The following is a 14,014-nucleotide window of genomic DNA, read 5'->3' on the forward strand; positions in this document are numbered from 1 at the left end:
CGTGCGAATAAGGAATTTTAAGGCTTACGGCGTCGATAGCGGCGCGTGGCACCGCCTTCGACCGCGGACGAAGCGGCGGATCAGCCGCTACGCGCACGTGGAGAAGCTAATGTCGCTATCGTGCGCCGGACGAAGCCAACGGCTCGCGCGAATGCGCGCCCAGCGACGAGCGCAACTGCGCTCGCACAGTGATGACAGGCTCCGCGACATCCGGGATTTTCGAAATTTCCTGCATATCGCGGAGCCTGTCATCGGGCGCGCATTCGCGCGGCCCGTTGGCTCACGGGCGACGTGATCGATACACAGCGGCGCGTGAGCAGTGGGACCCATCCACGCAGTCCAGCGCCCGGTGACGATTGAATCGACACCGGACGCTGGAGGACAAGGGCCGGGAGGCGGCCCTTGTCCGTGATCGTGTCCTGTTGTTTTCGGCTTAACCGTACATGGCCATGTTGGCCATCGCCGTTGCTTCGTTGTGGTGGCCGCCGTCGGTGCCGCCACCGGCCAGCACGCCGTCGTCCTCCAGATCGAAGTGCGCGCCGCCGAGTTCGCCGACCTTCTCGTAGGCGCCATACACGGTTTGAGTCGTGGTGATGTCGCTTGCCTTCACCAAATTGCCGTAGACGGTGATGGTGCCGAGCAGATCCTCGTCATGCGCGCCGGCATTGCCTTGCTGGCTGATGACGGTGATCACGCTGTAGTCATTCTTGCCGTCGCCGTTGCTGTCCTTGTGCTGGATTGACTGCACCTCGGCGGTATGCGCCGAGATTTCGATCTTGTCGCCCTGGGCGCGATTGAAGTCGCGGATCACGTCGTTGCCGAAGCCGTCGACCCAGTGGTCGTGAGTGGCGTTGTTCTCGCCGGTCACGCCGACCCAGTCGATGGTGCCGTCGGCATTGACGTGCTTTGCGACGATCTCGTCCTTGGCGTTCACCATGCCTTCGAAGCGGAAGGTGTCGCCGCCGGCGCCGCCGGTCAGCGTATCGTTGACGGCCTTGAATGCAGCGGTTTCAGTCGCAAAGATCTGCGTCGTGCCGTCCTGGGCCGCGACCATCTCGCCGGCATCCGATCGGCTGAGCAACACGTCGTTGCCGGTGCCGCCATCCATCCGGTCGGCGCCGAAGCCGCCGACGAGAAGATCGGCGCCGGAGCCGCCCGAGAGGTTGTCATTGCCCGAGCCGCCCCACACCTTGTCAGCACCGGAGCCGCCGTTGAGCGTGTCGTTGCCGGCCATGCCGGCGAGCGTGTCTTCCTTGGCACCCCCGAACAAGGTGTTGCTGCCGGTTGTCCCGTTCAGATGATCATGGTCGGAGCTGCCGCCGCCGAACTTCGCGAAGAAATCCTCGAAGCGGCTATTGTCGAGGAAGCCGTTCAGATTGAAGCGTGCCATTATTCAAACCTCTTACTCAGAGGCCTCACGAACTACAAACGACCACCACGGATTTTGGGAATCGTGAAGTGATGCGCGCGGGCAAGACGTGAGGCGTGACTCCTCACCCGCATCGAAGGAAGAACAGCAAAACGGGTCCGTGACTGGACGTGCACGCGGCGGATTTGCGCAGGCTAGGGGCAATATGGTGACGCGAAAGGCATTCGTGCGGTCGATCCTTTGGCGCGTGCCTCAATTCCGACGGCGATCAAAAACGTCTGCGACAAACTGCGCACGACGTTGTTCTGTCTTGCGTATGAAAGATAAGTCCGCTGTCGGCGCGCGTGTCGCGGGCTGCATCATCGCGTGACGAAAACGCGCGCAAAAAGTGCCGGCCGCACAAAAATGACGCGTTGTAGCTTTTGGCGTGCGCATCGCACGCAGGGCGATTGAACGATCAGCTCCTGTGGGGATGTCGTTCGAATTGTGCTTTGCGATTCCGAATCGCGTTCTGCGATTCCGAATCGCGTTTTGCGATTCTCTGCGACGCGCGTGCAGGCAATCAGTTTGTCGCGCGATGATGCGGGGTGAAACCGCAGAGAAAATTCTCCCTCGGTCGCGCTCAGGTTGTGACGGGCAGGGTCGGGCTCTCGAAATCGAGGCCGGCGAGGCGGCATCGCGGCGGATCTGCCCAAAGCAAGATCCGATCAGCCCAAGAAGGGTTGCCCCCGGGCCACGATTGTTGCGTGGCCGCAACAGTAGGCGAACATTTGGTTAACCGCCCCGCTGCCTCTTGCTTGCGCCGCTTTTTAGCCACACCCCTCAATGAAACCATTTCTTTCATAGCTGATTGGCCTCAGCGCCGGTGAAGGCGACGGGAAATTGCTCCCGAGACCCACAGGGACATGGCTGAGGAAACAGGTTCCGCGGATGGACGCCAAGACCGACATCAAGAAGAGGTTGCCGAGCCGTCACGTGACGGAGGGGCCGGAGCGCGCGCCCCATCGGTCCTATCTCTACGCGATGGGGCTGACCACCCAGCAGATCCACCAGCCTTTCGTCGGGGTCGCGTCCTGCTGGAATGAGGCCGCGCCCTGCAATATCTCGCTGATGCGCCAGGCGCAGGCGGTCAAGAAGGGCGTCGCCGCTGCCGGTGGCACCCCGCGCGAATTCTGCACCATCACCGTCACTGACGGCATCGCCATGGGCCATGACGGCATGCGCTCGTCGCTGCCGTCCCGCGAGTGCATCGCCGACTCGGTCGAGCTGACCGTCCGCGGCCATGCCTACGACGCCTTGGTCGGGCTTGCCGGCTGCGACAAGTCGCTGCCGGGCATGATGATGGCGATGGTCCGACTCAACGTGCCTTCGATCTTCATTTATGGCGGTTCGATTCTGCCGGGCAATTTCCGTGGCCAGCAGGTCACTGTGCAGGACATGTTCGAGGCCGTCGGCAAGCATTCGGTCGGCGAAATGTCGGACGAGGACCTCGATGAAATCGAGCGGGTGGCCTGTCCCTCGGCAGGGGCGTGCGGTGCACAATTCACCGCCAACACCATGGCGACGGTGTCCGAGGCGATCGGGCTGGCGCTGCCGTATTCCGCCGGGGCGCCAGCGCCTTACGAAATTCGCGACGCGTTCTGCTCCGCCGCCGGCGAGAAGGTTCTGGAGCTGATCGCAGCCAATATCCGGCCGCGCGACATCGTCACCCGCCGCGCGCTGGAAAACGCCGCCGCCGTGGTCGCCGCCTCCGGCGGGTCGACCAATGCTGCGTTGCACCTGCCGGCCATCGCGCATGAGTGCGGCATTAAGTTTGACTTATTCGACGTCGCTGAAATCTTCAAAAAGACACCGTATGTCGCTGATTTGAAGCCGGGGGGCCGTTATGTCGCCAAAGACATGTTTGAAGTTGGCGGCATACCGCTTCTGATGAAGACGCTGCTCGACAATGGCCACCTCCACGGAGATTGCATCACCGTCACGGGCCGTACGATCGCCGAAAACCTCAAGAGCGTGAAATGGAATCCGCACCAGGATGTGGTGCGGTCCGCCGACAACCCGATCACCGTCACGGGAGGCGTTGTCGGATTGAAGGGTAATCTCGCGCCGGAGGGTGCGATCGTGAAGGTCGCGGGCATGTCGAAGCTGAAATTTACCGGTCCGGCGCGTTGCTTCGATCGCGAAGAGGACGCTTTCGAGTCGGTCCAGAAGAAGACCTACAAAGAGGGCGAGGTCATCGTGATCCGCTACGAGGGGCCGCGTGGCGGTCCTGGCATGCGGGAGATGCTCTCGACCACGGCGGCGCTGACCGGGCAGGGGATGGGCGGCAAGGTCGCCCTGATCACCGACGGCCGCTTCTCCGGCGCCACCCGCGGGTTCTGCATCGGCCATGTCGGACCGGAGGCGGCCGTGGGCGGTCCGATCGCCCTGTTGCAGAATGGTGACATTATCGAGATCGACGCCGAGGCCGGAATTCTTAACGTAAAATTGACCGACGCCGAACTCGCTGATCGTAAAACCAAATGGGCACCTCGACAGACTAACCATACGTCGGGTGCGCTGTGGAAATATGCCCAACAGGTTGGGCCGGCGGTGGACGGGGCTGTGACCCATCCTGGCGGTGCGCACGAGAAACAGTGTTATGCGGACATCTAGGCGTATCATTCTTGCGTTGATGCTAGGGGCCACGCCGGTGGCGGCTCCCGGATTCGCATTTGATGGCGCGCCGGTGAAGCCGGACGCCGCGCTGCCCATGGGAGGCCAGCCCGCCGCCGCGCAAGCCGTCACGGCCCAGGCCCTGAAGAAGGTCCCGCCTGCAGCGCCGACGGCGACTGCGGTTGCCGCGCCCTCCCTGAACTCGCTGCAATACGCCGCCGAGGGCGGCCATCCCGTCGCGCAGTGGAAGCTCGGCCGGATGTATGCCGATGGCGATGGCGTCATCCGGGATGATCTGCGCGCCTTCGAATATTTCAGCCGCATCGCCAACGCGCATGCCGAGGACAGCCCGTCGGCGCCGCAGGCGACGATCGTCGCCAATGCCTTCGTGGCGCTGGGACGCTACTACCTCAACGGCATCCCGAATTCCAAGGTCAAGGCCGACGCCGACCGGGCGCGGGAGATGTTCTCCTATGCCGCGTCCTATTTCGGCAACGCCGACGCACAGTACGATCTGGCGCGGCTTTACCTGAAGACGCCGGACGCCTCGCGGGACGATTTCCGCTACGGCGCGCGCTGGCTTGGTCTGGCCGCCCAGAAGGGCCAGCATCAGGCACAGGCCATGCTCGGCCAGATGCTGTTCAACGGCGACCGGCTGCCGCGGCAGGCCGCGCGCGGCCTGATGTGGCTGACTCTGGCGCGCGACAATGCGGCCCCCGACGAGAGCTGGATCCGGGAAAGCTATAACCGCGCGTTCACCAAGGCCTCCGACGAGGACCGCGCCGTGGCATTGCAGATGCTCGAGCACTGGGTGCAGGGCAAGAAGGACTGACGGCGATAGCCGGTCTGTAAGGCTGCCGTAGGGTGGGCAAAGCGCAGCGTGCCCACCATCTCTCTGAATTCGTTGGCGTCAATGGTGGGCACGCCGCGCTTTGCCCACCCTCTACGGGCTACCGCGAAGCGACAATCTGCTTTGACATCGGATAATCAGAGCTCGTGCCGAACTTGCCTGTCGGCGCGTCGTCGTCGAGATAACCAGCCGACTGATAGAAGCGATGCGCCGTCTCGGTGCTCGTCAGCGTGCAACGCCTGTTGCCTCGCTCCACCGCTCTGGCTTCGAGCGCGCTGAGCAAGGCACGGCTGACGCCGCGAAATCGTGCATCGGGCGCCACATAGTTCAGCGCGATCTCGCCTGCGTCCGTCACCGATCCCACCCCGAGGACGGCATCGCCTTCGACGGCGAGCAGGAGCGAGCTTCCGTTCTGCGCAGCCCACGCGGCCACCGTTTCCGGCGTCTTGTTGGCCAGCCAGGCATTCAGGATCGCCGGATCGTTGCCGTGATCGGCAACGCATAAGCGGGAGATCGATTCCCTCAGGACACGGCACGCCGCGACGGCATCGTCGGGCGCAGCATCCCGAATCACCACCGTTGCCGCGCCGTTAGCGCTCAAGCCGTCTCCAGGTCGAAATCCGCCCACACCGGCACGTGGTCGGACGGCTTCTCCCAGGCGCGCACATAGCTGTCGACGCCGACATTGGTCAGCCGGTCGCTGGCCTGCGGTGACAGCAGGAGGTGATCGATTCGAAGGCCCCAGTTCTTCTGCCAGGCGCCCGCCTGGTAGTCCCAGAAGGTGTAGAGGTTCGGCTCGTCGGTCACCGCGCGCAGCGCATCCGTCAGCCCGAGGCCGAGCAGCGACTGGAAGGCCTCGCGCGTCTGGGGGCGGAACAGCGCGTCGTTGGCCCAGGCGGCGGGGTTATAGACGTCGGCGGCTGCCGGAATGACGTTGAAGTCGCCTGCGAGCACCAGCGGTTCTTCTGCCTTAAGTCGCTCCTTCGAGTACTCAAGAAGCCGCGACATCCATTTGAGTTTATAGGGGTATTTATCGGTGTCCGGCGGGTTGCCGTTGGGCAGATAGAGGCAGGCGATCCGCATCACGCCGGTCTTCAGCGTTACCACGCCTTCGAGGAACCGGGCGTGGGCGTCCTCATCGTCGCCGGCCAGGCCCGATTTGGTCTCGTCGAACGGCAGTTTCGACAAGAGCGCGACACCATTGAAGGTCTTCTGGCCGTGGGTGACGACGTTATAGCCGAGCGCCTCGATTTCCAGCCGGGGGAACGCCTCGTCGACGCATTTGATTTCCTGCAGGCAAACGATGTCCGGCGAGGTCTCCTTGAGCCAGGTCAGGAGATGGTCGACCCGCTGCCGGATCGAATTGACGTTCCACGTGGCAATACGCATCAAAGGGGACCCGGGGCTGGAGCATATCCGGGAAATCCCGGTTTTCGTGCTCGAACAGGAACTAGTAACTACACATTTTCCGGCGTTGGCATACCATGTGCAGGAAGGCTGTGATAACCGTTTAGAAATAAGGCGCAAACATCGCCGTCAAGGGGCTGGAGAAGACCGTCCCGTCCTTTAGGACTGGCGGGCGTGAAAAAATATGAAAAAGCGTAGCCTGATCCTTTTTGTTGGTGCCGTCGGCATCCTTGCCGCGGCCGGTTTCGTTACCCGCTCCTCGTGGATGGGCGGCAGCAGCAACGCCCAGGGCCCGCAGCGGCCGCGGATGGTTTCCGTCGAACTGGCAAAGGCGGAGCGCAAATCCATGCCCGTCGACGTCGACGCGATCGGAATGGTGACGCCGATCTCCAGCGTGGCGCTGAAGTCTCGGCTGGAGACCACCATCGTCGCGGTGCATTTCGAGGACGGCGCCAAGGTCAGCGAAGGCGATCTGCTGTTCACCCTCGACAGCCGCCAGATCGACGCCCAGATCGAACAGGCCGAGGGGGTGCTGGCCCGGGACCATGCGCAGCTTGAGGGCGCCCAGCGCGACCTCCGCCGCTTCATCGATCTCGTCGGCAAGGGCGCGACTACGCAGGTCAATGTCGACAACGCCAAAACGCAGTCCGACATCCTGGCCGGCTCCATCAAGGCCAATCAGGCGGCGCTCGACAATCTGAAGGTCCAGAAAAGCTACACCACGATCCGTGCGCCGTTTTCGGGCCGGATCAGCGTGGCCAATGTGAAGGTCGGCAATTTCGTGCGCCCGGCCGATACCACCCCGCTTGCGGTCATCAACCAGATGGCGCCGGTTTACGTGACCTTCGCGGTTCCGCAGCGCGTGCTGGTGGATCTGCGCGAGTCCATGGCCAAGGGCGTCTCCGGCGTCACCGCCACCATCCCGGGCCATCAGCGCTCCGAGAGCGGCAAGGTCGCGATGGTTGAAAACACCGTGGATATGGCCACCGGCATGGTCACCGTGCGCGGCATCATGAACAATGAGAACGAGAGTTTGTGGCCGGGGACGCTGGTCGCGGCCAAGCTCATCATCCGAGCCGAGGATTCGATCGTGGTGCCGACGGTCGCCGTGCAGCGCAGCCAGAGCGGCAATTTCGTCTTCGTGGTCAAGGACGGCAAAGCCAAGGTCCAGCCGGTCAAGGTCGACCGCACCGCGCAGGGCATGTCGGTGATCCTGGAAGGGCTCGCCGGCGACGAAAGCGTCGTCGTCGACGGGCAGTTGTTGCTGTCGGACGGATCGCTGGTCGAGCCGCGGGCGAAGAAGGCCGGGGCATAGCCGATGACGCTCTCCGAACTTTGCATTCGCCGGCCGGTCATGACGACGCTGATCACGGCGTCGATCATCGCGTTCGGTATTTTCGGCTTCCGCCTGCTGCCGGTATCGGCGCTGCCGCGGGTCGATTTCCCGACCATTGCCGTCACCGCGACCCTGCCTGGCGCGAGCGCAGACACCATGGCGGCCTCGGTCGCCGGCGTCATCGAGCGCCAGCTCTCGACGGTTGCCGGCATCTCCTCGATGTCGTCGAACTCGTCGCAGGGCATCAGCACCATCACCATCCAGTTCGATCTCAACCGCAACATCGACGCCGCGGCGCTCGACGTGCAGACCGCGCTGACGATCGCGCAGCGCCGGTTGCCGGTCGAGATGATCATCCCGCCGAGCTTCCGCAAAGTGAACCCGGCCGATTTCCCTGTTCTGTTCGTCGTGCTCAACTCGTCGACGCTGCCGCTGTCGGCGGTCCACGAATATGGCGACATCACCATCGGCCAGACGCTCTCGCAGATTCCGGGTGTCGCCCAGGTCAGTGTCTACGGCGCGCAGAAGTTCGCCATTCGCGTCCAGGCGGACCCTGAGGCCGCTGCGGCCCGCGGGCTGTCGCTCGAGGACATCAGGACGGCGGTGTCCCGCGCCAATTCCTCGACCCCCGTCGGCACGCTGAACGGACCGAAGCAGGACGTGGCGCTGCAGGCCTCGGGCCAGATGGACAAGGCGATCGACTATCGCCAGATCGTGGTGGCCTGGCGCAACGGTTCCCCGGTCAAGCTCGATGAGGTCGCGCGGATCTACGATAGCGTCGAGAACGAGCGGATTGCGAGTTGGCTGAATGACGAGCGCGCCATCGTGCTGGGTATTCAGAAGCAGCCGGACGCCAACACCGTGGCGGTGGTCGATTCCATTCTGGCCAAGTTCCCGGTGCTTCGGGCGCAGATCCCGCCATCGGTGTCGATCAACGTGCTGATGGACCGCTCCATTTCCATCCGCCAGGCCGTAGCCGACGTCGAGGAGACGCTGCTGATCGCGATCGGGCTGGTCATCCTGGTGATCTTCCTGTTCCTGCGTTCGGCGTCCGCGACCTTCATTCCGGCGCTGGCGGTTCCGATTTCGCTGTTCGGCACCTGCGCGGTGATGTACGCGCTCGACTATTCCATCAACAACATGACGCTGCTGGCGCTGACGCTTTCGGTCGGCTTCGTGGTCGACGATGCCATCGTCATGCTGGAGAACATCGTCCGTCACATCGAGCATGGCATGCGGCCGTTCGAGGCCGCGCTAAAGGGCGCCCGCGAGATCGGCTTTACGATCATTTCGATCACCTTCTCGCTGATCGCCGTGTTCATTCCGGTGCTGTTGATGGGCGGCATCGTCGGCCGCGTGTTCCGCGAATTCGCCGTCACCGTATCGGTTGCGATCATCGTGTCCGGCTTCGTATCGCTGACCCTGACGCCGATGCTGTGCGCGCGCGTGCTGCGGGCGCACGACGCGACCAAGCGGCCGAATGTCGTGCTTCGCGTCTTCGAGGCGATGTTCGATTCCTGGCTGCGCGCCTATGAGTGGACGCTCGACTGGGTGCTGGCCCGGAAATTCCTGATGCTGATGGTGACGCTGGCCACCCTGGGCGGCACCGTCTATCTCTACATGATCGTGCCGAAGGGCTTCTTCCCGCAGGAGGACACCGGCTTCCTGATCGGTGTGACCGAAGCCGCCACCGATACTTCCTTCGAGGCGATGAAGGAGCGGCAGCAGGCGCTGGTCGCCGTGCTGAGATCCGATCCCGCGATCGAGTACATCAACTCCACCGTCGGTGCCGGCGGCCCCAACGCGACGGCGAATTACGGACGCCTGTTCATCGCGCTGAAGCCGAAGAAGGAGCGCGACAACCTCAACACGATCATCGGCCGGCTGCGACTCAAGGCCCGCGATATCCCGGGCGTGCAGGCGTTCTTCCAGCCGATCCAGAACCTCAATATCGGCGGCCGGATTTCCAAGAGCCAGTATCAATACGTGATGCAGAGCGGCGACACCGAGTCGCTCTATCGTTTGGCGCCCGAGATGCGCGAAAAGATCGAGAAGCTGCCCGGTCTGCTCGACGTCACCACCGACCTCTACATCAAGAATCCGCAGATGACGGTCGACATCGACCGCGAAAAGGCCGCGGTCTACGGCATCACCGTCGATCAGGTCCGCAACCAGCTCTACAACGCCTATGGTTCGCGCCAGGTCGGCACCATCTACATGCCGTCGAATGACTACCAGATCATCCTGGAAGTGCAGCCGCAGTTCCGGGTCGATCCGTCTGACCTCTCCAAGCTCTACATGAAGACCCAGAACAACCAGACCATTCCGCTGTCGGCGGTGGCAAAACTGGTTCCGACGGTCGGTCCGCTGCAGATCAACCACCAGGCCCAGCAGCCGGCGGTGACGATCTCCTTCAACCTCGCGCCCGGCAATTCGCTGGGCTACGCAGTCGACAAGATCACCGAACTCGAGCAGACCTCGAACCTGCCGGCAACGATTGCCACCGGCTTCTCCGGCACCGCGCAGGTGTTCCAGGATTCGCTGCGCGGGCAGGGTGTCCTGATCCTCGCCGCTGTATTCGCCGCCTTCGTCATTCTCGGCATTCTCTACGAGAGCTTCATCCACCCGATCACCATCATCTCGGGCCTGCCGTCGGCCGGCATCGGCGCGATCCTCACTTTGATGCTGTTCGGAATGGAAATGTCGGTCATCGCGATGATCGGCATCGTGATGCTGGTCGGCATCGTCAAGAAGAACGCCATCATGATGGTGGATTTTGCGCTGGAGCGCCGCCGCGTTGGCCTCAGCGCCGAGCACGCCATCCGCGAAGCTGCGCTGCTGCGTTTCCGCCCCATCATGATGACGACGTTTGCCGCGATCTTCGGCACGCTGCCGATCGCGCTCGGCGCGGGTGCCGGCGCCGAACTGCGCCAGCCGCTCGGCATCGCCGTGGTCGGCGGCCTGTGCCTGTCGCAACTGCTGACGCTCTACATCACGCCGGTCGTCTACATCTATCTCGACCGCATCGACCGCCGCCTGCGGCGCAAGCTCGAACCGCAACTGGAAGAAGCGGGCGACGAGCGGCCGCACGTGGTCGCCGCCGAATGACGACCTTCGGGCGCATGATGCGGTCGGCTGTGCGGGGCGTCGCGGTGCTAATCGCACTGGCGTTCGTCGCCGGCCCGGCCCGCGCTGACGAGCCGATCGAAATCTTCGACGCCCATATGCACTACAATTGGGAACCAAAACCTTTTTACAGCGTCGACGAAGTGCTGGCGCTGTTCAAAAAACACCGCGTCACCGGCATCCTCGCCACCAGCCGCCCGAACACCGGCACGCATGCGCTGATGGATGCGAAGCCACCGGGCCTGCAGGTCGTCCCCTTCATCCGGCCGTATCGCGTGCGCGCCGACATCCAGACCTGGTTCGGCGATCCCTTCATCTTCGACCTCGTGCAGGACGAATTCAAACGCGGCTATTACCGCGGCATCGGCGAATTCCACATCTCGGGGAAGGCGGCGGAAGGCGAGTGGGTGAAGAAGACCGTCGATTTCGCGGTTGAGCACGATCTTTATCTGCACGCCCATGCCGACGACACCGCCGTCGAAATCCTGATGCGCCACAACCCGCGCGCCCGCATCATCTGGGCCCATACCGGCTTCGGCCTTTCGACCGATCGCGTGACGGAGATGCTGTCAAAATACCCGAAGCTGTGGGGCGAATTGTCCTACCGCGGCGGCATCGTCGATGGCAGCGGCAAGCTGACGGCGGAATGGCGCGCATTGTTCGAACGCTACCCCGACCGCTTCCTGCTCGGTTCCGACACCTGGATCAGCGAACGCTGGGCGAGCTATGGCGACATCATGGCCGGCTACCGCGCCTGGCTCGCGCAGTTGCCGCCAAAGATCGCGGCGCAGATTGCCAACGGCAATGCGAAGGCGCTGTTCGGAGGTGAACGCTGAGAGGGCTACGCGGCCGCCACGAGCCGGCGTGCGCGCTTGCCGTTCGCGCTCACGCGGCGAATTCATTGCTTCCCACAAGTCGCTGCGGCGCTGCACATTCAGCCAGAAGTCGGCGCTGTTACCAAACACGCGGGCAAGGATGAGAGCCGTCGGCGCGGTCACGGCCCGGCGGTTGTTGCATAATTCGTTGACATGCTTGCGCTGAACGCCCATGGCCTTTGCCAATGCGCTCTGGGTCAATCCCATCGGCTCCATGAACTCCTGAATCAGGATTTCGCCGACGCTTGCCGGTTTGCGTTTTGTGGTCAGCATCGCTCACCTTACCTATAGCTATGGTCGTCGAGATAGACGTCTGTTGCTTCGCCCCGGCTGCCGTCCCATTTGACGGCGCTAGAATGCTAGGCCCCAGCCGAAGAAGGATGAAAGCAGTTCGAGCATTTTATCGAAACGGCTCGTGCGCTTGGCGTTGACGAGAGCGGTAAGACGTTTGAGGGGCCGATCAATCCGAAGGCGCTTCCGCGCTGTCATAAACACTTGGGACGCCATTGCTGCTAGCAACTTGGACCAAATAATTCACTATGACGTCTTCGGTGAGGTGCATTTCAACATGCGGCACAAGATTTCCCCGCACTAGATGGCCTCCTAAATAGACCGCACCAATCTCCGGAACTTCGTTTCGTTCAATCCAGTATCTGGTCCAACCGGCAATATAATCGGCGGCTTGCAAGGCTAAGAATTTCTTGTCATCGCCAAATCGAAGCTCTTCACCAAATCTCGCCCGCTGTTCCGGTGGAAGCGTTTCTACGCTCGATTTCCATGCATCTTGTACAAACACTCTCTCTGAACGATTATCGAAGATAAAATCGATCGGCTGATCGGTCCCCAAAACCTCTTTGACGTCCTGCGTATTGTCCCTAAACCACATCACAACATGCGTTACGCCAAGCATATATGGAGTAGCTACGTTTCCCCAGTCGATAATGCCATTTGGCGTCTTTACCCGCGTTTTTGCTTGGTCAATGTCCTTCTGAAAGAGATCCAGAGATAGCGTCAAGGGGATGTGATCTTCGATCAGTTTCCCGAAAGCTGGGATGCTATCCATTCGAAACTGACCGGCATTTATCATCTCACTGAACTTAAAATTTCTGGCGAGATCAGGCCCGAGTGGAGCGAGCGGCAATAGCTGTTCCCATTCGGGGGCAAACTTCACCCATTGCTCTACGGAAGCCACCACACCTCCGAGGACGAAGACTCCTCCGGACTCGGATTCATCAACAAAGGCTTGAAATGCCATGAACGGATTCAGTACGGCCTCTGCTGGCCTCGTCCCGGTAACTTGAGACCAAAACGCAGTCAGCAGGGGCGTGCTATCCCCATTTGTGTTTCAGGAGCGTGTTCGTTTGACGCACTCCTTCAGCGTACCAACTGGTTATGTAAAGTACAGCATCCGTAATAATCAATCCGCGAATTGGCCGGCCGCCTTGATGATCGGTGCCCAGCGGTCAACCTCGCTGATCAATTGTGCCTTCAGCGCTGCGGGCGTGGCCTGGTCCTGCGGGACAGGCTCGGTATTGATTTCGTTGAACCGCTTCACCAAGTCCGGGTCGCGCAACGCCTCCTGCAACGTCCTGGACAGCTTCTGGACGATCTCGTCGGGCGTGCCCTTCGGCGCGTAGATGCCGTGCCAGGCGCCGACCTCAAAACCCTTCAGCCCGGCCTCATCAGCCGTTGGAAGGTCGGGCATCGATCCGAGGCGGCTCTTCGTCGTGATGGCGTAGCTCTTGATCAGCTTGGAGGCGATCGGCGCCGTGGTGTTGGTGGTCTGGTCGCAGGAGAGGTCGATCTGCTTGCCGATCAGATCGTTCATGATGGGCGCATTGCCCTTGTAGGGCACGGTGAGGATTTCCTTGCCGACTGCGGTCATGAACAGCATGCCGCAGAGATGCGATGCGGCGCCAAGACCCGCATTGCCAAAGGTCATCTTGTCGCCGTTGGCCTTGATGTAGGTGACAAGCTCGGAAAGCGTGTTCGGCGGCAAATCGGGACGGCCGATGATGGTCATCGGCGCATTGGTGACGAGACCGATCGGCGCGAACGCCGTCTTTGTGTCATAGGGTAGCTTGCGATAAAGCGTGGCCGCCGTGGAGATGCCGATATGGTGGATCAATAGCGTGTAGCCGTCGGGCTCCGCGCGCGAGGCCCGCGTGGCCGCGATCGTGCCGCCGGCGCCCGTTGCGTTTTCGATCACGATGGTCTGGCCCAGTAGTTTCGACATCGACTGCGCGGTCACCCGCGCCACCGTGTCAGTCGCGCCGCCGGCGGCGAACGGGACCAGCAGCGTGATAGGCCGGTTCGGATAATTCTGCGCCAGGCTCGCGGAGCTGATCAAGGCGAACGCAAGCGCAATGGTGGCTGTCTTCTTCATCTGCATGGGC

At 62.2% G+C, this 14,014-nt stretch carries 10 protein-coding genes and 1 pseudogene; 5 read left to right on the forward strand and 6 right to left on the reverse strand.

From position 1 onward, the window contains the following. Positions 1 to 433: 433 nt before the first annotated feature. Entirely contained in the window at positions 434 to 1,390 is a 957-nt protein-coding gene (locus tag IVB05_RS20010; protein ID WP_247786315.1) for a calcium-binding protein, read from the reverse strand. Positions 1,391 to 2,299: 909 nt separating this feature from the next. On the opposite strand from IVB05_RS20010, the gene ilvD reads away from it, so the two are divergent. Next, positions 2,300 to 4,024 (forward strand): dihydroxy-acid dehydratase, encoded by a 1,725-nt coding sequence (gene ilvD, locus IVB05_RS20015; protein WP_247786316.1) that lies wholly within the window; start codon positions 2,300 to 2,302, stop codon positions 4,022 to 4,024. Beyond that, positions 4,011 to 4,856 carry a tetratricopeptide repeat protein gene (locus IVB05_RS20020; protein ID WP_247786317.1) on the forward strand — a complete coding sequence of 282 codons (846 nt, stop codon included), beginning with the start codon at positions 4,011 to 4,013 and terminating at the stop codon, positions 4,854 to 4,856. Before ilvD ends, IVB05_RS20020 begins: the two co-directional genes overlap by 14 nt. A gap of 118 nt (positions 4,857 to 4,974) precedes the next feature. Here IVB05_RS20020 and IVB05_RS20025 read toward each other — a convergent pair whose 3' ends face one another. Together IVB05_RS20025 and xth are read right to left on the reverse strand one after the other, a co-directional pair. Further along, positions 4,975 to 5,475, reverse strand: a complete 501-nt coding sequence (locus IVB05_RS20025) for a GNAT family N-acetyltransferase (protein WP_346771869.1) — start codon at positions 5,473 to 5,475, stop codon at positions 4,975 to 4,977. Continuing rightward, entirely contained in the window at positions 5,472 to 6,263 is a 792-nt protein-coding gene (xth, locus tag IVB05_RS20030) for an exodeoxyribonuclease III (protein WP_247786318.1), read from the reverse strand. The genes IVB05_RS20025 and xth overlap by 4 nt, the downstream gene beginning before the upstream one ends. 202 nt (positions 6,264 to 6,465) lie before the next feature. Here xth and IVB05_RS20035 point away from each other — a divergent pair, with 202 nt between their 5' ends. The 3 genes from IVB05_RS20035 to IVB05_RS20045 are packed head-to-tail and all read left to right on the forward strand — an operon-like array spanning position 6,466 to position 11,579. Next, on the forward strand, positions 6,466 to 7,596 hold the full coding sequence (locus IVB05_RS20035) for an efflux RND transporter periplasmic adaptor subunit (RefSeq protein WP_247786319.1): 1,131 nt from the start codon (positions 6,466 to 6,468) through the stop codon (positions 7,594 to 7,596). Between the two features lie 3 nt (positions 7,597 to 7,599). Further along, complete coding sequence (locus IVB05_RS20040) at positions 7,600 to 10,725, forward strand: efflux RND transporter permease subunit (protein WP_247786320.1); 3,126 nt, start codon at positions 7,600 to 7,602, stop codon at positions 10,723 to 10,725. A 14-nt stretch (positions 10,726 to 10,739) separates the two neighbouring features. Next, a complete protein-coding gene (locus tag IVB05_RS20045; protein WP_247786321.1) occupies positions 10,740 to 11,579 on the forward strand; it encodes an amidohydrolase family protein in 840 nt (279 codons plus the stop codon). Between the two features lie 5 nt (positions 11,580 to 11,584). On the opposite strand, the pseudogene IVB05_RS20050 reads toward IVB05_RS20045, so the two are convergent. The 3 genes and pseudogenes from IVB05_RS20050 to IVB05_RS20060 all read right to left on the reverse strand — a co-directional run bounded on the left by IVB05_RS20050 (position 11,585) and on the right by IVB05_RS20060 (position 14,004). Beyond that, positions 11,585 to 11,891 (reverse strand): annotated as a pseudogene (locus IVB05_RS20050) (HigA family addiction module antitoxin). A gap of 187 nt (positions 11,892 to 12,078) precedes the next feature. Further along, entirely contained in the window at positions 12,079 to 12,873 is a 795-nt protein-coding gene (locus tag IVB05_RS20055; protein WP_247786322.1) for a DUF3800 domain-containing protein, read from the reverse strand. A gap of 162 nt (positions 12,874 to 13,035) precedes the next feature. Next, on the reverse strand, positions 13,036 to 14,004 hold the full coding sequence (locus IVB05_RS20060; protein WP_247786806.1) for a tripartite tricarboxylate transporter substrate binding protein BugD: 969 nt from the start codon (positions 14,002 to 14,004) through the stop codon (positions 13,036 to 13,038). Positions 14,005 to 14,014 lie beyond the last annotated feature (10 nt).

Origin of the sequence: Bradyrhizobium sp. 170 (genome assembly GCF_023101085.1) — a bacterium.
Taxonomy (GTDB): Bacteria; Pseudomonadota; Alphaproteobacteria; order Rhizobiales; family Xanthobacteraceae; genus Bradyrhizobium.